At 72.7% G+C, this 16,890-nt stretch carries 14 protein-coding genes; 4 read left to right on the forward strand and 10 right to left on the reverse strand.

Annotated features, from left to right (window positions below; translation table 11 throughout):
• Nucleotides 1-173 precede the first annotated feature (173 nt).
• Genes KZQ38_RS04175 through KZQ38_RS04185 form a run of 3 tightly spaced genes read right to left on the reverse strand, consistent with a single transcriptional unit; the run spans nucleotide 174 to nucleotide 2,728 of the window.
• Nucleotides 174-1,094, reverse strand: a complete 921-nt coding sequence (locus KZQ38_RS04175; RefSeq protein ID WP_219438505.1) for an ABC transporter substrate-binding protein — start codon at nucleotides 1,092-1,094, stop codon at nucleotides 174-176.
• Nucleotides 1,095-1,589, reverse strand: a complete 495-nt coding sequence (locus KZQ38_RS04180) for a GNAT family N-acetyltransferase (RefSeq protein ID WP_219438507.1) — start codon at nucleotides 1,587-1,589, stop codon at nucleotides 1,095-1,097. It lies immediately after the preceding gene.
• Nucleotides 1,586-2,728, reverse strand: coding sequence for an LLM class flavin-dependent oxidoreductase (locus tag KZQ38_RS04185; protein ID WP_219438509.1), 1,143 nt, complete (start codon nucleotides 2,726-2,728; stop codon nucleotides 1,586-1,588). The genes KZQ38_RS04180 and KZQ38_RS04185 overlap by 4 nt, the downstream gene beginning before the upstream one ends.
• Nucleotides 2,729-3,074: 346 nt before the next feature.
• Here KZQ38_RS04185 and KZQ38_RS04190 point away from each other — a divergent pair, with 346 nt between their 5' ends.
• From KZQ38_RS04190 to KZQ38_RS04200, 3 genes are read left to right on the forward strand one after another with little or no spacing between them, the layout of a single operon-like run.
• Nucleotides 3,075-3,908: an amino acid ABC transporter permease gene (locus tag KZQ38_RS04190; protein ID WP_219438511.1), complete on the forward strand. Its 834-nt coding sequence runs from the start codon at nucleotides 3,075-3,077 to the stop codon at nucleotides 3,906-3,908.
• On the forward strand, nucleotides 3,905-4,666 hold the full coding sequence (locus KZQ38_RS04195) for an amino acid ABC transporter ATP-binding protein (protein WP_219438513.1): 762 nt from the start codon (nucleotides 3,905-3,907) through the stop codon (nucleotides 4,664-4,666). The genes KZQ38_RS04190 and KZQ38_RS04195 overlap by 4 nt, the downstream gene beginning before the upstream one ends.
• The gene (locus tag KZQ38_RS04200) at nucleotides 4,663-6,492 is read left to right on the forward strand and encodes an FAD/NAD(P)-binding protein (protein WP_219438515.1); all 1,830 of its coding nucleotides are present in this window, start codon (nucleotides 4,663-4,665) and stop codon (nucleotides 6,490-6,492) included. The genes KZQ38_RS04195 and KZQ38_RS04200 overlap by 4 nt, the downstream gene beginning before the upstream one ends.
• A gap of 612 nt (nucleotides 6,493-7,104) precedes the next feature.
• Here the strand turns inward: KZQ38_RS04200 and KZQ38_RS04205 are convergent.
• The 5 genes from KZQ38_RS04205 to KZQ38_RS04225 all read right to left on the reverse strand — a co-directional run bounded on the left by KZQ38_RS04205 (nucleotide 7,105) and on the right by KZQ38_RS04225 (nucleotide 10,870).
• Nucleotides 7,105-7,581, reverse strand: a complete 477-nt coding sequence (locus KZQ38_RS04205; protein WP_219438517.1) for a flavin reductase family protein — start codon at nucleotides 7,579-7,581, stop codon at nucleotides 7,105-7,107.
• Nucleotides 7,578-8,126 (reverse strand): NADPH-dependent FMN reductase, encoded by a 549-nt coding sequence (locus KZQ38_RS04210; RefSeq protein WP_219438519.1) that lies wholly within the window; start codon nucleotides 8,124-8,126, stop codon nucleotides 7,578-7,580. The genes KZQ38_RS04205 and KZQ38_RS04210 overlap by 4 nt, the downstream gene beginning before the upstream one ends.
• Before the next feature lie 71 nt (nucleotides 8,127-8,197).
• Nucleotides 8,198-8,959: an ESX secretion-associated protein EspG gene (locus KZQ38_RS04215; RefSeq protein ID WP_219438522.1), complete on the reverse strand. Its 762-nt coding sequence runs from the start codon at nucleotides 8,957-8,959 to the stop codon at nucleotides 8,198-8,200.
• Nucleotides 8,956-10,437, reverse strand: a complete 1,482-nt coding sequence (locus tag KZQ38_RS04220) for a PPE domain-containing protein (protein WP_219438524.1) — start codon at nucleotides 10,435-10,437, stop codon at nucleotides 8,956-8,958. The genes KZQ38_RS04215 and KZQ38_RS04220 overlap by 4 nt, the downstream gene beginning before the upstream one ends.
• A gap of 10 nt (nucleotides 10,438-10,447) precedes the next feature.
• Complete coding sequence (locus tag KZQ38_RS04225) at nucleotides 10,448-10,870, reverse strand: hypothetical protein (RefSeq protein ID WP_219438526.1); 423 nt, start codon at nucleotides 10,868-10,870, stop codon at nucleotides 10,448-10,450.
• A 166-nt stretch (nucleotides 10,871-11,036) separates the two neighbouring features.
• On the opposite strand from KZQ38_RS04225, the gene KZQ38_RS04230 reads away from it, so the two are divergent.
• Complete coding sequence (locus KZQ38_RS04230) at nucleotides 11,037-13,784, forward strand: AfsR/SARP family transcriptional regulator (protein WP_219438528.1); 2,748 nt, start codon at nucleotides 11,037-11,039, stop codon at nucleotides 13,782-13,784.
• 4 nt (nucleotides 13,785-13,788) lie between these two features.
• On the opposite strand, the gene KZQ38_RS04235 is transcribed toward KZQ38_RS04230, so the two are convergent.
• Both KZQ38_RS04235 and KZQ38_RS04240 read right to left on the reverse strand, forming a co-directional pair.
• Nucleotides 13,789-15,444: an FAD-binding dehydrogenase gene (locus tag KZQ38_RS04235; RefSeq protein ID WP_219438530.1), complete on the reverse strand. Its 1,656-nt coding sequence runs from the start codon at nucleotides 15,442-15,444 to the stop codon at nucleotides 13,789-13,791.
• Between the two features lie 394 nt (nucleotides 15,445-15,838).
• Nucleotides 15,839-16,714: a hypothetical protein gene (locus KZQ38_RS04240; RefSeq protein ID WP_219438532.1), complete on the reverse strand. Its 876-nt coding sequence runs from the start codon at nucleotides 16,712-16,714 to the stop codon at nucleotides 15,839-15,841.
• Nucleotides 16,715-16,890 lie beyond the last annotated feature (176 nt).

The following is a 16,890-nucleotide window of genomic DNA, read 5'->3' on the forward strand; positions in this document are numbered from 1 at the left end:
TCCGACGTGCGCATTCTCCGTCGATGTCACTCGAATGGATTAGTGCGCGTTCGGTTGGTGCGTGCCGAGCTTACTGATGGATCACCGACGCGATGCGGGACGACCCCGAATTCGCGCCCGGGGTGGGCGGACCGGGACCGGCGAAGTGTCCCGGTCCGCCCGGTTCCGGCCGGTCAGGCGTGTTCCGGCGGACTGATCAACGACTCCGGGATGGCGGACGCGCCGGTGCCCCATTTGGCCAGGATGCGGTCGTACGAGCCGTCCTTGATCAATTTGTTCACGGCCGCCTGGAACGCGGGCGCGAGCGGGGAGCCCTTCTGGAACGCGAAACCGACGTCGAGCCGCTTGAACTCGTTGAGGAACTTGAGGTTCGGCTGGTTCGCGGCGGCGTAGCGGAGACCGTTGATGGTGCTCATCACCACGTCGATGTGCCGCTGCTGGAGACCCAGGTAGACGGCGGCGTTGTCGGCGAAGCTCAACACCTCGTACGGCGGTTTCCCGGCGTCCGCGCAGACCTGCCGCTCCTTCTCCAGCGTCGCCTCGAACGTGGTGCCCGCGCCGGTGCCGACCTTCAGACCGCACAACTGCACCAGGGCGTCGACTTTCGTCAGCCGCGTGTCGTCGGCGCGCACGGCGAAACCCTGGCCGTCGTTGATGTAGGTGGCGAAGTCGATGGTCTTCTTCCGGGCCTCCGTCACGCCGAAGTTGCCCGTGCCCACCTGGAACTTGCCGCTGGTCAACGAGGGGAGGATGACCTCGAACGCGGCGATCTCCCGCTCCACCCGCACACCGAGCACCTTCGCCGCCGCCGCGGTGATGTCGACGTCCAGGCCGAGCACGGTCCTGTTGTCCTCGGCGAAGTACGCCGACGGCGGCTGACCGCCCACGGAGGACCCGAACTTCACCACCCCGGCCGCACGCACGTCGGCCGGCAGCAACGCCGCGATGGCCTCGTCCTGGGTGACGGCGGACAGCACGTCCACGGACGGCTGCACGCCCGCGCCGGTCGGCGGGTCGCCCGCGTCGGCCGCGCCGCAGCCCGCGGTCACCAGCGTGAGCAGGCTCAACAGCATCAACAGGTGTCTGGTGCGCATCTAGACCGCGTCTTCCTCGGGCAGCAGGTGCTTCTCGAACGGCAGGAGGTCGAGCGTGCCGGGGTCCGCCGCCACGTCGAACAAGGGCGTGAAACCGGCCGCCAGGTAGAGGTTCTTGGCCTCGGGCTGGCGCGGCCCGGTGGTCAGGTAGACCCGGCGGTAGCCGAGGTCGGCCGCGGCCCGCTCCAGCTCCACGACGACCCGGCGCGCCAGGCCGCGCCGCCGGTGCGCCGCGTGCGTCCAGATCCGCTTCAGCTTGGCGGTTTCCACGTCGAACCGCTTGAACGCGCCGCCCGCGACCGGCACGCCCGCCTCGAACAGCAGCAGGAGCGTGCCGTGCGGCGGGTCGAACAACGCGGCGTCGTAGCGGGTCAGCTCGTCGCGTGCCCCCTCGCCGTAGCGGGAGACGTACTCGTGCAGGAGACCTTCCTTGAGCGGGGCGGTTTCCGGGTCGTCCCAGCGCACCCGGCGGATCTCCAGGGCGTCGACCGTCATCCGTCCACCGCGATGGAATCCCGCTCCGGCGTGGTGGCTCGGGCCGCGCGCTCGCGGTCGCGCTTGGCGACCTCCTCGCGCACGATCGGGATCACGTGGCGGCCGAAGTCGATGGTGTCGTTCACCATGTCGTACCCGCGTGCGGAAAGGATCTCCACGCCCAGGTCGTAGTAGTCCAGCAGGGCCTGCGCCACCGTTTCCGGCGTGCCGACCAGGGCGTTGGAGTTGCCCGCGCCGCCGGTCGCCGCCGCGGTCGGCGTCCAGAGGGCGCGGTCGAACCGCTCGCCACGCGCGGCGATCTCCAGCAGGCGCTGGGACCCGGTGTTCTCCGGGTTGGTCAGGGAGTGCCTGCGGGTGATCGGCTGCCCGCCCGCGGTGCGGGCCTTGATGGCGTCCACCGTGCGGTAAGCCTTTTCCCACGCCAGTTCCTCGGTGGCGCCGAGGATCGGGCGGAACGCCACCTGGATGCGCGGCACGTCCGTGCGACCCGCGTCACGTGCCGCCTGCCGCACCGCGTCGATCTGCGCGGCGGTGTCGGCGAGCGGTTCGCCCCACAGGCAGAAGATGTCGGCCTCCGCGCCACCCGCCCGGTAGGCGGCGGGCGAGGAGCCGCCGAACGAGACGTTCGGGCGGGGTTGCTGCACGGGGAACACGTCGCTGACGAAATCGGCGAACCGGTAGTGCCGGCCCTCGTGGTCGAACGGTTCCCGCGACGTCCAGACCTGCTTGACGATCCGGATGTACTCCTCGGTGCGCGAGTACCGCTCGTCCTTGGTCAGGTAGTCGCCCTCGCGCTGCTGCTCGTGGTCCGTGCCGCCGGTGATGAAGTGCACCGTCAGCCGGCCGTCGGTGATCTGGTCCAGCGTGGCGAACGTCTTCGCGGCGAACGTCGGGTAGGAGACGTTCGGCCGGTGCGCCAACAGGATCTGGATACGGTCGAGCTTGGTCGCGACGTGGGCGGCGACCTGCGCCGGGTCCGGCGCGCCCGACGCGTACGCGAACAGCACGCGGTCCCAGCCGTGCTCCTCGTGCGCGCGGGCGAGGCGGAGCGCGTACTCCTTGTCGAACGACGCGCCGCTGCGCGGGTGGGTCTCCGATCCGTCGTTGGTGCCGCCGATCCCCAGGAACTCAACAGGCACGTCAGAACCTTCCACGTGGTGGTGCCGCACGGAAAAACCGCGGATGCGGGTGGGTGAGAAGAGCGCCGACGGCGTTGAGGGAGACGCGCGGGGTCGGCGGGCCGGTCAGCCCGAACAGGAAGCGGACCACACCCGACCGAAGTCGATGTGGCCGCGAATGACCAGCCGAACGGGTTCCACGCACCCAGTGCAGCAGCGATGCGCCCGGCCGTCAACGACGGTTCGACGCGCGTCCAGATCCCGGAATCCCTTGACGCGCATCGTGGTCGCCCGAATACGATCGCGACGCGGCGTTGAGGGACGCGGCCACCACCCCGTGTTCCCTCGTGCTCTGGAGAGTTCCCGGATGAGCGCATCCACCGTCGCGTCACCGCCCGAAACCCGCACCGCGGCCGAGATCGTGCCGCTGCGCCGACCGTGGCGCTGGACGTCCGCCGCCCTGGTCCTGCTGGCCCTCGCCGCCGTCCTGTGGTCGGTGGTGACCAACGAGCAGTTCCAGTGGGACGTCGTGGTGCGGTACTTCACCACCGGCGCCGTGCTGCGCGGGCTCGGGCTGACCTTGTGGCTGACCGCGTTGACCGTCGTGCTGGGCTTCGTGATCGGCGGCGTGCTGGCCGTGCTGCGGCTGTCCGGCAACCCGGTGCTGGTCGGCGTGAGCTGGGGCTACGTCTGGCTGTTCCGCTCCGTGCCGCTGCTGGTGCAGTTGTTGTTCTGGTTCAACATCGGCGCGTTGTACCCGGCGTTGTCCGGCGCGACGCCCGTCATCGGACCGGTCACGGCCGTGATCATCGGCCTGGTGCTGCACGAGGCGGCCTACGCGGCGGAGATCGTGCGCGGCGGCATCCTGTCGGTCGACTCCGGCCAGGTGGAGGCGGCGCTCGCGCTGGGGATGCGGCGTGGTCGCGTGCTGCGCCGGATCGTGCTGCCGCAAGCGATGCGCGCCATCATCCCGGCCGCCGGGAACATGCTGATCGGCACGTTGAAGGGCACGTCGATCGTGAGCGTCCTGGCCGTCCAGGACCTGCTGTACTCGGTGCAGCTCATCTACAACCGCAACTACCTGATCATCCCGCTCCTGCTGGTGGCGACGGTGTGGTACGTGATCGTGACCAGCCTGCTCAGCATCGGCCAGCACTACGTGGAGCGGTACTACGCGCGTGGCGCGGGGAGGCTGTCGTGACGGTCGCCGTCCAGGTCACCGACCTGCACAAGAGCTTCGGATCGACACCCGTGCTGCGCGGCGTCGACCTGACGGTCCCGAAGGGGTCGGTGACGTGCGTCATCGGGCCGTCCGGTTCGGGCAAGAGCACGTTGCTGAGGTGCCTGAACCACCTGGAGAAGCCGGACCGGGGCGAGATCGAGGTGGCCGGCCAACTCGTCGGCTACCGGCGGCACCGGGGGAAGTTGTACGAGCTGAAGGAGAAGGTCGTCGCGGGGCAGCGCGCGTCGATCGGCATGGTGTTCCAGGGGTTCCACCTCTTCGCGCACCTGACCGTGCTCCAGAACGTCGTGGAAGCGCCGGTGGGCGTGCTCGGCGTGCCGCGGGAGGAGGCGGATTCGCGGGCGCGGGCGCTCATCGCGCGCGTCGGCCTGGCCGGGCGCGAGGACGCCTACCCGCGGCAGCTCTCCGGTGGGCAGCAGCAGCGGGTGGCGATAGCGCGTGCGCTCGCCATGCGCCCCGAGGTGATGCTGTTCGACGAGCCGACTTCGGCGCTGGACCCCGAACTCGTGGGCGAGGTGCTGGAGGTGATGAAGGACCTGGCGGCCGAGGGCATGACGATGGTCGTGGTGACGCACGAGATCGGGTTCGCGCGGTCGGTGGCGGACACCGTGGTGTTCCTGGACGAGGGTCGCGTCGTGGAGTCCGGACCGCCCGCCGACGTGCTCGACCGGCCGGGCCACGCGCGCACCCGCGAGTTCCTGGCAAGGGTGCGATGAGCACGATCGTCGTGGTCGGCGCCGGTCCGCGTGCGTCGGGACTGCTGGAGCGGATCGGGGCGAACGCGCCGGAGCTGCGTGCCGAGCCCGTGGAGGTGCACCTGGTCGACCCGTTCGCCGCCGGGTCGGGGCGGGTGTGGCGGCACGAGCAGTCCCCGTTGCTGCGCATGAACTCCATGGCCGAGGACGTCACCATGTTCACGGATTCCTCGGTGGTGTGCGAAGGCCCGGTGCGGCCCGGCCCGTCGCTCGCCGAGTGGGCGGCCGAGGTGTCCGATGTGGACCTGGACGCCGAGGTGCGTGCCGAGTTGGCGGCGATGAAGCCGACGTCGTTCCCCAGCAGGCGCTTGCAGAGCGCCTACCTGAAGTGGTTCCACCAGTACGCCGTGGCCGCGCTGCCCGAGGGGAGCGTGGTGCACGTCCACCCGACGAAGGCGGTGAGGCTGACCGGCGCACCCCAGTCACGCCAGCGGGTCTGGCTGGCCGACCGCCCCGAGCCGCTGGTGGCCGACGTGGTGGTCCTGGCGTTGGGGCACCTGGACACCGTGCTGTCACCGGAGCACGAGGAGCTGGCCGCTTACGCGGCCCGCCACGGCTTGACCTACCTGCCGCCGGACTACACCGCGGACGCGGACCTGTCCCACGTGCCGGCCGGGGCGGACATAATCGTGCGCGGCCTGGGGTTGGCGTTCGTGGACCTGGCCGTGCTGCTGTCGGAGGGGCGCGGCGGTGCTTTCGCGCGGGTCGGCGACGAACTGCACTACCTCCCGTCCGGTCGCGAGCCGCGCCTGCACGTGGGTTCGAGACGCGGCGTCCCGTACCACGCGAAAACCGACTACCGCCTGCAAGGCGACCCTCCCGGGCCACCGGAGTTCTTCCTGGCCGCGGACTTGCTGGCGCAGCCCGGCGAGATCGACTTCAGGCTGCACGCGTGGCCGTTGATGGCGAAGGAGATCGCGTACGGCCACTACCGCGAGCTGTTCACCGGCCACCCGGAACGGGTGCGGATGCCGTGGGCGGAGTTCGCGGCCAGGTTCGCTGTGCTCGACTGGTACGACGAGGAAATGCGCGAGCTGGAGCGCGAAGCGGTACCGGCCACCCTGGACAGACTGGACTTCGAACACCTGGACCGCCCGATCGACGGCTTGGCTTTCGGCTCGGTGGAGGGTTTCCAGCAGTTCGTGCGGGCGTACGTGGCGGGTGACGTGGCGCGTCGGTCGTCGGCCTCGCACAGCGAGGACCTGGGTGCTTTCTTCTCGCTGCTGGGGGTGTACGGGCAGTTCCAGCTACTGGCGGCATCGGGGCGGCTGACCGGTGACAACGGGTGGTGGCACGGGTTCTTCAGCTACCTGGCGAGCGGCCCACCACCGGATCGCCTGGAGGAGCTGATCGCGCTGTCGAGGGCGGGCGTGGTGACGTTCCTGGGCGCGGACGTCTGGGTGAATGCAACGGATGGCGCATTCGTGGCAGGCAGCGCAAGCCTGCCCGGTCACGTGGTGCGAGCGGAGGGCTTGATAGACGCACGCCTGCCCAAGCACACCCTGGACCAAACAGCAGACCCCCTACTCCGCTCCCTGAGAGCATCGGGCTGCGTGTCCTCGGCGGAGGGTCTGGTAGCGGTGAGCCCGACCGACAGCCGCCTGCTGGACGCAGCGGGCACCCCTCACCCCCGCCGCTTCGCGGTGGGCCCCTACACGAACAACAAGGCCTACGCCGCCTTCGCCCGCCCGATGACCAACGCCCCGGCGTTCCGCCAGAACGACGAGGTGGCCCGCGCAGTCCTGCGCTTCCTGGCTGCCCACGCGGTAGACGAATCCGTGGCCTGAAGCCACCCGCCCCCCACCACCACCGCGGCACCGGGCCGACCACACACCCCCGGCCCGGCATCTCCGCAGCACCGGGCACCAGCCCACAGGCCCCCGGTCCGGCAGCCCCACCCCGGCAGCCCCGGTCGGCCGCCTCGCCCCGGCAGCCCCGGCGCGGCACCCCCGCCGCGGCAACCCCGCCCCGGCCCGGCAGCCCCGGTCGGCCGCCTCGCCCCGGCAGCCCTGCTGGGCCGCCCAGCCCGGCAACCCGCCCGGCCGGCAACCCACCTGCCCACTCGGCCCGCACTAACTATCAGGAAGCCTTCCTGATAGTTAGCCGCAACCCGACCCGCACGCCGCGCCCCCCGGCCCGTCTTCGCCCCCGGCCGTCTTCACCGCCCTGCCCTGGCCCTACCCCGGCGAAACTTTCAGGGAGCCTGCCTGAAAGTTTCGCTCCCCATGCCCCCCACCCCGCAGCCACCAGTGGGGAGGCCATGCGGTCGGCCGGCGGTTAATTATCAGGCAGGCTCCCTGAAAGTTTCCGTGCTGCCGGCGAAACTTTCAGGGAGCCTTCCTGAAAGTTTCGGGTGGGGGAGCGGGGTGCAGGCGGAGCGCGGAGGGAGCGGCCCGGGGTCAGGCGACCGAGGTGTAGCGGCCCTGGAAGCGGACCAGTGGGGGGTTGCCGGTGTTGTGCTGGATCTCCAGGGGCTCGCCTACCAGGGCCACGTGGTCGCCCACGGCGATTCGGCGGGCCGTCCGGCAGCGGAGGCGGACCGGGGCTTCCAGCAGGTGCGGTACGCCGTCCACGTCGGACTCCCACTTGGTGGCATCACCCCAGCGGTCGGCGCCGGTCTTCGCGAACAGGTCCGACAGCTCCGTCTGCCCGGCGTGCAACAGGTGCACGGCGAACAACGGCGAAGTCCGCAGCACCGGCCAAGCCGACGCACCCTCACCCACCCACACCACGATCAACGGCGGGTGCAGGCTCGCCGACGTGAACGAGCTGACCGTCACCCCCACCGGCCCCTCCGGACCGGCCGCCGTCACGATGCCCACCCCCTGCGGGAAGTCGCGCAACGCGGTCCGCAGCTCACCACCCAGGTCGCTCATCGCAGCGCCCCCACGGCCGCGGGGAACCAACCCGCCTCCTCCAACTTCCCGGCCAGCACCCCGATCAGGTGCTCCTGGTCCGCGGTGATCAGCGATTCGTTGACGAACACCCCGCGCCCCGGCACGGCCGCGCCGAGTTCCGCCAGCAGCGGCTTCAGGTGGACCTCCACGGCGAGCGCGTGGTGGTCCGCCGCCGCGACCAGCAGCGGCACGGCGGTGGTGCCGCGCAGCCAGTTCGCGGGCGCCCGGTCGACCACCGCCTTGAGCAGCCCGGTGTAGGTCGCCTTGTACGTGGGCGACGCGACCACCAGCACGTCGACACCCGCAAGCGTCTCCAACGCCTCGGTCACCGCCGTGGCCCCGGGCCGGAACACCTCGGCGGCCAGTTCGGCGGCGTCCACCAGCGGACCGTTGGCGGTGACTTCCCGCCCCTGCGCGGTCAGGGTCCGGCGAACGGCCTCGCTGAGGGCCAGCGCCGCGTTCAGCGTTCGGGACGCGGGCCGGGGATTGCCGACCAGGGCGCCGACGACGAGTGGCTGGGTCATGAACCCGAGCATTCCAACGTCGTCAGCGCCCCTCAAGGTCGTCCAACGTGCGGGACACCGCCCGCGAGGTGCTAGGCGACCGCCGACAGCACCGACGCGATCCGCGTGGCGATGCGGTCGTTGTCCGTCGGCGCGAGGCTCAACCACCCGTTCTCCCGCACCATCAGGTACCGCCCCTGGTGCGTGTCGAACCACGTGATCAACGCGCCCGCCCGCGTGGCCCGGAACCCGCCACCGGTGGTGACGCCGAACTGCCCACCCGCCACCCGGCTGGTCGCCAGCTCGCTCACCACCGTCGCGTCCTCACGGGACAACCCGGCCTTCTGCAACGCCTCGCGCTCGTCCAGCTCGCCACCGCCCCACGGGTCGTCGTCCTCGTCGTCGACCTCCTGGCGCAGCGCGACGGCCTCCTCCAACGCCTCCTGCCGGATGGACAACGCGCTGCCGGGCCCGGCGGCGCCGTCCGGCAGGACCTCGACGATGGACCGCGCCAACGCGGTCGGCCGGATCTCCAGCACACCCACCCGACCGCTGTCCACGACCGCCAGCACCGCCCGGCTGCCGTCCGACGCGGCCACCGCCCGGACGGGCCGGTCGATGTGCGCGACGGCGTCCACCGCGACCCGGTGGTCGGCGAGCAACCGCAGCAGGCCCACCAGCCGCGGTGCGGGCTCGCCGTGCTCGGCCAGCACCTCGGCCCGCAGCCGCGCCCGCTCCTCGCCGGTCGCGCCGAGGCTCGGCACGTCCAGCGGGTACGGCAGGCGACCCAGGCCGAGGTCGTGCCACACCACGTCGAGCTGACGCGGGGTGAGCAGGAACTCCGGCTCGATCACTGGTCGTTCCTCTTCTTCTTCGCGCCGCCGATCACCGACGGGGGCAGGTTCTCGCCGGGCACCTCGAAGATGTCCTCACCGCGGATGTAGGCCGCGGACCGGTGCTCCTTGTCCTCCTGGCCCTGACCGCCGTGACCGCCACCCATGGGCGCGCCGCCCATCGGCGCACCCGGCGCGCCCGCACCGGGCATGGCGGGCCCGTAACCGGGCATCGGGCCGCGCGGACCACCACCGCCGGGACCGGCGACACCGGACGCGCCACCCGCGGCGAGCTGACCACCGGTGGGACCGAACCCACCCGCGCCGCCACCGCCGAAGCCACCCGCGCCACCACCACCGAAGCCACCGGCACCGCCGCCACCGAAGCCACCGGCGCCACCACCACCGAAGCGCGGCGGCGTGCCGGGAGCACCGGGCGCGCCCGGCACCGGCGGGGTCCCGGGGCTGCCCGCCGGGACGTACGGCGGGATCTTGGCGCCGTTGGGCCCGAAACCACCAGGCGCCTTGGGGATCACCGTGTTCGGCGGAGCCGGCTTGTACGGCGGCGGGTTCTGCTTGCCACCCGGCGGTTGGTAGCCGGGCACGTACCCGGGCGGCTGGTGACCAGGCGTGGGCGGCTGGTACGAGGGCGGCTGGTACTTGTTCGCCACCGGCACCTTGGCCGCCGCCGCGGCGGCCGTCGTGCCCTCGGGGCGGTACGGGGCCACGTGTGAGTCACCGCCGCCACCACCACCGGACGGAGCGCTCGGCGGCGTGTACGCCGGCGTCGGCGCGGTACCCGCCACCTGCACACCGGACGTCACGGTGGTGCCGGCCGGCACCCCGGGCGGCGCGGACACGTGCTGCGCGTCGGTCAACGTCGGCGCGCCCGACGTGGCCATCAGCATCTGCGGCGGCTGCTCGTCGCGTCCCGTCACGGGGTTGAACGGCGCGGTGAACAACGGGGTCCGCTCGTCCACCGACCGCGACTCGCGCTCCATCGTCGTCATCACGGCCACGGCCTGCTCATGCGCCGCACGCGCCTGGTCGTTGGCCGCCTGCACGTCGACCACGGTCCCGGCGAACCCGTCGAGACCGGACCTGGTGAACGTGCCGGTCGCCTCGTCCCAGGTGAACTCGACCGGCTCGGGCATGCTCGCCCGCGCGTTCTCCATGATGTGGCTCTGGTCCTCGACCCGCTTGCCCACCTCGACGGCGGTCGCGGCGGTCCGGGTGACCCAGTCGGCGAGCAGCTTGATCGCGGCCCGCGCGCTGTCGGCGGACTCGCCGGTCCACCCCGACTCGGTCGCGGCCACGCGCTCGTTGATCACGCGGGCCGACTCGGTCAGCTCCGTGCCGAACTGGCCCCACTCGGCGCCGATCTCGCCGGTCTGGCCGGGGTCGTTGTTGTTGTGGACCGCGTCCCACAGCTCGCGGTGCGAGCGGGACGCCCAGTTCTGGGTGTCCGTGAGGACGAGGTCGGGATCCAGGTCGGCCATGGCTCGCCTCTCAGTTGCCGCTCAGGCGGGTCAGCTCGGAGCCGTGCTCCTCGTCGACTGCTTGGAAGTTCCGGATGGCGCTGCGCACCGAGTCGTGCGTCTGCTGGAGGACGTCGCGGTACGCGGCCATCACGGAGACGAACGACAGCTCCTGGCCCTCGGCGCGACCCTCGAACTTGGCCGCCATCTTCTCGGCGACCGGGTGCTGCCCCAGCGGTGCGGGGCGGGCCAGCCTGCCCGCGCGCTCCAGCCAGGAGTCGACCTGGTCGATCTGCTCCAGGAGCATCTTGCGCAGCTCCTCGCCGGTCGCGGGGTCGAGCGTGACCCGGCCGGAGTTCACGGTCTCCTGCAACGCGAGGACCTGGCGGCCGACCGACGTCGGGTCGACCCGGCGTTCCTCGACCTCTTCATTCCCTGCTTCGGCGATGTACATCCGATTCCCTCGCGGAGGCAGCCTGCTGGACGCAACCCAGGGTCACCCTCACCTCCAACGCCCGCCCAACGCCCCGCCAACGCCCGGCCCGGTCGGTGGCTCCGGGCCGGGTGGGCACTATGGGAAACTCCTCGACCACCGGGAGACAACGCCGAAAGGTTTCAGGATGCGGGTCAACCTGCTCGGCACCGTTGAACTCGTTTCCGCGGCTGGTGAGGCCGTCAAGCTGGGCGCGGCGAAGCGCCGGGCCGTCCTGGCGGCGCTGGCGCTGGACCTGAACCGGGTCGTGTCCGGCGACCGCCTGCTCTCGCTGGTGTGGGACGGATCACCGCCGCCACAGGCGAAAGCCGCCCTCCAGGGACATATCGCCCAACTCCGCAAGGTGCTCTCCGGCGGCGTGGCGTTGATCACCCGCGCGCCCGGCTACGTGCTGACCGGTGACCGGGACGCCGTCGACGTGTTCCGGTTCGAGGACCACGTGGCCGCCGCCCGCGACGCCACCGACGAGGCCGCCGTGGGCCTGCTGACCGGCGCGCTGGCGTTGTGGCGCGGCCCGGTGCTGGCGGACGTGCCCGGCTTCGAGGTCCGGGAGGCGGTGTCCGCGCGGCTGGAGGAGCTGCGGCTGGTGGCCGTGGAGGAGCTGGCCACCCGGCTGTTCCGGCTGAACCGGGCCGCCGAGGCGGTCGCCGGGCTGCGTGACGCGGTCGCCGCCCACCCGCTGCGTGAACCGCTGGTGGCGCGGCTGGTGCTGGCGCTGCACTGGGCGGGGCGGCAGGCGGAGGCGTTGGAGCTGTTCCACCGGACGCGCGAGCACCTCGCCGGCGAACTGGGCGTCGACCCCGGGCCGGAACTGCGTGACGCCTACCAGACCGTGCTCGCGGGCGGCGCCGCGCCGAAAGCGCCCGACCGGGGTCCGGCGCCCGCCCAACTACCGCGTGAGCACCGGGGTTTCGTCGGCCGCGAACCGGAACTGGAGGGCCTGGCGGAGAGCCTGCGCGGCGATTCCGCGATCGGCCTGCTGGTCGGCCCGGCCGGGGTGGGCAAGACGGCGCTGGCGTTGCGCTGGGCGCACCGCGCGGCCGGTGGTTTCCCGGACGGGCAGCTCTTCGTGAACCTGCGTGGTTTCGACGAGACCGAACCGCTGGACCCGCGCACCGCGCTGGTCGGTTTCCTGCGCGCGCTCGGGCTGACCGACTCGCAGATCGCCGTGGACCTGGAAGGCCAGGCCGCCCAGTACCGGTCCCTGCTGGCCGGGCGGCGGGTGCTGGTGCTGCTGGACAACGCGCGCTCGGCCGCGCAGGTCCGGCCGCTGCTGCCCGGTTCGCCGGGCTGCCTGGTCCTGGTCACCAGCCGGCACCGGCTGGACGACCTCGTGGTCACCGAGGGCGCGTCCGCCCTGCACGTGCAGACGTTGCCCGCGCAGAGCGCGGAGGACCTGCTCGCCGCGGTGCTCGGGCGGCACCGCATCGAGCAGGAACCGGCCGCCGCGGCGGAGCTGGTCGAGCTGTGCGACCGGCTGCCGCTCGCCCTGCGGATCGCCGGCGCGCGGCTCGCGTCCCGGCCGCGGTGGACGATCCAGTCGCTGGTGGACGAGCTGCGCGACGAGCAGCACCGGTTGTCCGCGTTGGAACTGCCGGAGGCGGGCCGGGGCGTGCACGCGGCGCTGGCGGTGAGCTACCGGGAGCTGCCCGAGGGCGCGGCGCGGCTGCTGCGCCGGCTCGGCCTGCACCCGGGCACCGACCTGGACAGCTACGCGGCGGCGGCGTTGCTGGACATCAACGTGGTCACCGCGCGGACCCACCTGCGGACCCTGGCGTACGCGAACCTGCTGCACGAGTCGACACCCGACCGGTACTCGCGGCACGACCTGGTGCGGTTGTTCACCCACCACCTCGCGGCCGGCGAGTCCGAAGAGGACACCGCGGTGTCCACCAACCGCCTGCTGGACTACTACTTGCACGTGGCGGACTCGGCGCGGGCGCACCTGTCCGACCACGTCCGGCCGTTCGCACCGCCCGCGCACCGACCGGCGAGCTGCCCGGAGCTGGCGTCGCACGCCGCGGCGCTGGACTGGTTCACGCGGGAGGAGGCGAACCTGGGGCTGGCGCTGGAGATCGCGCTGGGCAGCGGGCAGCGGGAGCGGACGTGGCAGCTCGCGTTGTGCCTGGACGCGTTCCACTTCCGGCGCGGCAACCGCGTGGACCGGCTGGCGCTGTGCCGGATCGGCCTGCTGGCGGCGCGTGAGCTGGGCGACGGCCCGGTCGAGGCGACGTTCCTGCTGCGCCTGGGTTCTACGCTGGCCGACCTCGGTCGCATCGAGGAGGCCGTGCGCGCGTGCACGCGGGCCGCCGAGCTGACCGGCGGCGACCGGAACCTGGAGCTGGCCGCGTTGGCGAACCTGGGTTACTGCCTGATGGCCGACGACCGGCTGGACCACGCGCAGGAGACGATCCTGGAGGCGTTGGAGGTGGCGCGGGAGGTCGGCGACCGGCGGTCGCAGGCGAGCGTGCAGAACAACCTGGCGAACGTGCTGCTGCGCAAGCACCGGCCGGAGGAGGCGTTGCGGCACGCGGTGGAGGCGCTGGGCCTGTTCACGTCCGCCGCGCCCTCCAAAGCGCACACGGCGACCCTGCACACGGTGGGCGCGGCGTCGCAGCAGCTCGGCCGGCTGGACGAGGCGCTGGAGTCCTACCGCGCGGGCCTCGCGCTGGCGGAGCGGCTGGGCGACCGGTACCAGGAAGCCCTGTGCCACCGGGCGATCGGCGACGTGCTGGAGCAGTCGGAGGGCGCGGACGCGGCGGTGCCGCACTGGCTCGCCGCGTTGAACCTGTACCGGGACCTCGGGTTGGCCGACGCCGACGACGTGGCCCGGAAGCTGGACCGCGACCGGCTCGCCGAGCCGCGGCCGGTCTGAGCGCTCAGCCGACGGCCTCCGCCGCCGCGCGACCCGCGACGCGGCCGGAGAACAGGCACCCGCCGAGGAACGTGCCTTCCAGCGCTCGGTACCCGTGCACGCCACCACCGCCGAAACCCGCCGCCTCGCCCGCCGCGTACAGGCCCGGCAGCACCGCGCCGTCCGGGCGCAGCACGCGTGCCGACAGGTCGGTGTGCACGCCGCCGAGCGTCTTGCGGGTCAGCACCGACAACCGCACGGCGATCAGCGGACCCGCCTTCGGGTCCAGCAACGCGTGCGGCTCGACCACCCGGATCAGCTTGTCGGTGAGGAACCGCCGCGCCTGGCGGATGGCCGTGACCTGGGAGTCCTTGCCCAGCCCGGAAAGCACCTCCCGGTCCCGCTCGACGATCACCCGCTTGAGCGCGGCGGCGTCGATCAGGTCCGACCCGGCCAGCCGGTTCATGCCGGCGGCCAGCTCGCCGACGTCCCGGGCCGCGATGAACTCCGGCGACCGCCGGGCGAACTCCTCCACCGGCGCCACCGCGCCGGGCAGCGCGCGCCGCAGCAACTGCTTGACGTCCTTGTTCGTCAGGTCCGGGTTCTGCTCGGAACCGGACAGGGCGAACTCCTTGCCGATGATCCGCCGGTTGAGCACGAACCACGAGTGGCCGTGGCCGCCGCGCACGATGTGCTCCAGCGCGCCGATCGCGTCGAAACCGGGGAACAGCGGGATCGGCAGGCGCTGCCCGGTGGCGTCCAGCCACAGCGACGACGGGCCGGGCAGGATGCGGATGCCGTGCCCCGTCCAGACCGGCGCGAAGTTGGCGATGCCCTCCGGGTAGTGCCACATGCGGTCCTCGTTGACGAGGTCGCCGCCCGCCGCGCGGACCACCTCCAGCATCCGGCCGTCCACGTGGTCGGGCACGCCGGAGAGCATGTGCTCCGGCGGGGTGCCCATGCGGGCGGGCCAGTTGCGGCGCACCAGCTCGTGGTTGCCGCCGATGCCGCCGGAGGTCACCACGACGGCCTGGGCGTGCAGCTCGAACTCGTCGACGACCTCGCGCGAGCTGGGCTCGCCCCGCCCGACCGCGCTGGGTCGCAGCACCTCGCCGCGCACGCCGTCGACCGCGCCCGCCGTGCTGGTCAGCCCGGTGACGCGGTGCCGGAACCGCAGCTCGACGCGGCCACGCGCGACGGCTTCGCGGACGCGCCGCTCGAACGGCTCCACGATGCCGGGCCCGGTGCCCCACGTGACGTGGAAGCGCGGCACGGAGTTGCCGTGCCCGTCGGCCAGGTAGCCGCCGCGCTCGGCCCACTGGACGAAGGGGAACCAGCGGACGCCCATGGCGTGCAGCCAGCTCCGCTTCTCGCCGGCCGCGAAGTGCACGTACGCCTCGGCCCAGCGACGCGGCCACTCGTCGGTGTCCCGGTCGAACGCGGCGGAGCCCAGCCAGTCCTGGAGGGCGAGTTCAGCCGAGTCGCGGACCTTGAGCCGGCGCTGCTCGGGCGTGTCCACCAGGAACAGGCCGCCGAACGACCAGAACGCCTGACCGCCCAGCGACGCCTCCGGCTCCTGGTCGAGCAGGACCACCTTGCGCCCCGCGTCGGCGAGTTCGGCCGTGGCGACGAGACCGGCGAGGCCCGCCCCGACGACGATGACGTCCGCGTCATGTGCCATCGGGCGAGTCTAGAGGGATCGCCCGGCCCGGACGAGGTCCCGGCGGCTCGTGTCGCGACCCTTTCCGGTCACCCGCGGAATGCCCTCCGGCGCTTTTCGGAAAGCGGTCCGGGGTGATTTCCGGGACGGGTGCGCGAAAGGCCCGCCGCGGCTGTTCGGGCAGCCGCGGCGGGGGTCGCGGGTGAGGCCGCCGGCCGTACGGTGAGGGGGAGGTCCGTCCGGCCGACGGCGGCCGGGCACGCGGGCGCGACCGGGACGCCTCGGGGAGAAGGCCCGCCCCGCGCCCCGGGGGGAATGAGCGCCGGTGGTCCTCGACGTCCGGTGCGGCAACCACGAGCCGACCACTCGGACAACGACCCGCATACCACACGTGTTCCCGAGGTGTCCAGCGTCACTACGCAGAGTCGCCATCAAGGTCATTCATCCGCCGTTCGGCGGACTCCAATCGGTCACGCGCCGCGGTCGCCTTGCGGCGTGCCTTCGCCGCTCGGACCGACGCGTCGTGCGCGGCCCGCTGCACCTCGCGCAACTCGGCCCGCAACTCCGCCGCCCGGTCCTCCCGCTCGGCCAGCGCCGCCTCCGCCGAGCCGACCGCCGCGTCCGCCACCGCGACCTCCTCGCGTGCCGCCGCGAGGTCCGCCCGCGCCCGCTCCCGCTCGCGCACCCGTCGCCGCTCGCGCCGGGCCGCCAGGTCGTCCCGGGTCGCCCCGCCCTCCCGGGCGGTCTTTTTCGGCCGGACCTTGCCAAGTTTGTCCTTCGGGGCGGACTTTCCCGCGGCGCCCTCGGCCGGCGGCCCGAACCCGGACTGCTCGACCGGCTTCACCAGCCGTCCCGCGCGGACCCGTGCCGCGACCTCGGGATCGGCCAGCGCGGCGGTCAGCGTGGCGCGCACCTGCTGCACGGCGTCCGAACCGAGGGGCGTGCCCGCCTCCCGGGCCAACTCCTCCGCGCGCCGCACCAGCGCGCCGAGCACGACCCGCCGACGTGCGCCGAGTTCACGCAGCGCAGTGCCCCGCAGCTCCTCCTGGGCGGCCCGGAGCTGATCACCCAGAGCCACCGCATCCGCCAGCTCGGCGGCACTCCGCCGGGCGAGCAGGTTCACCGCCCACGCGGACGCGGTGGGCTTGCGGAGCTTGCCGACGGCCTTGGCGACGGCTTTGTCGCCGCGCTCCAGCGCCGCCTTCGCCGCGGCGTCGCGTGCCGCGACGAACCCCGCCGGTGGCAGGGCGTACAACTCGTCGGCTATCGGGTCGACCGCGGCGGCGTTCACGGCGCACCAGTGTGCGCTTCCCCGCGCCGGCGTGCGATTCGCCCCCGGTGTCGCGCGGACGGGCATTTCCCGGGGTTTGACATTCCGGCCGGTCGGCTCTTGACTGGAACTGCCGCGCCCGGTCCGCACCGGCGTGGCACCGCGCGCGTGCCCGGGCAATCGGCCGTTCAGGTCAA

The sequence above is a fragment of the Saccharothrix obliqua genome, from assembly GCF_019375475.1.
Lineage (GTDB): Bacteria > Actinomycetota > Actinomycetes > Mycobacteriales > Pseudonocardiaceae > Actinosynnema > Actinosynnema obliqua.

Coding starts and splice junctions, on each gene's coding strand:
- KZQ38_RS04175 (WP_219438505.1), bottom strand. CDS start 1,094: ATGCGCACCAGACACCTGTTGATGCTGTTGAGCCTGCTCACGCTGGTG.
- KZQ38_RS04180 (WP_219438507.1), bottom strand. CDS start 1,589: ATGACGGTCGACGCCCTGGAGATCCGCCGGGTGCGCTGGGACGACCCG.
- KZQ38_RS04190 (WP_219438511.1), top strand. CDS start 3,075: ATGAGCGCATCCACCGTCGCGTCACCGCCCGAAACCCGCACCGCGGCC.
- KZQ38_RS04200 (WP_219438515.1), top strand. CDS start 4,663: ATGAGCACGATCGTCGTGGTCGGCGCCGGTCCGCGTGCGTCGGGACTG.
- KZQ38_RS04205 (WP_219438517.1), bottom strand. CDS start 7,581: ATGAGCGACCTGGGTGGTGAGCTGCGGACCGCGTTGCGCGACTTCCCG.
- KZQ38_RS04210 (WP_219438519.1), bottom strand. CDS start 8,126: ATGACCCAGCCACTCGTCGTCGGCGCCCTGGTCGGCAATCCCCGGCCC.
- KZQ38_RS04220 (WP_219438524.1), bottom strand. CDS start 10,437: ATGGCCGACCTGGATCCCGACCTCGTCCTCACGGACACCCAGAACTGG.
- KZQ38_RS04225 (WP_219438526.1), bottom strand. CDS start 10,870: ATGTACATCGCCGAAGCAGGGAATGAAGAGGTCGAGGAACGCCGGGTC.
- KZQ38_RS04230 (WP_219438528.1), top strand. CDS start 11,037: ATGCGGGTCAACCTGCTCGGCACCGTTGAACTCGTTTCCGCGGCTGGT.
- KZQ38_RS04235 (WP_219438530.1), bottom strand. CDS start 15,444: ATGGCACATGACGCGGACGTCATCGTCGTCGGGGCGGGCCTCGCCGGT.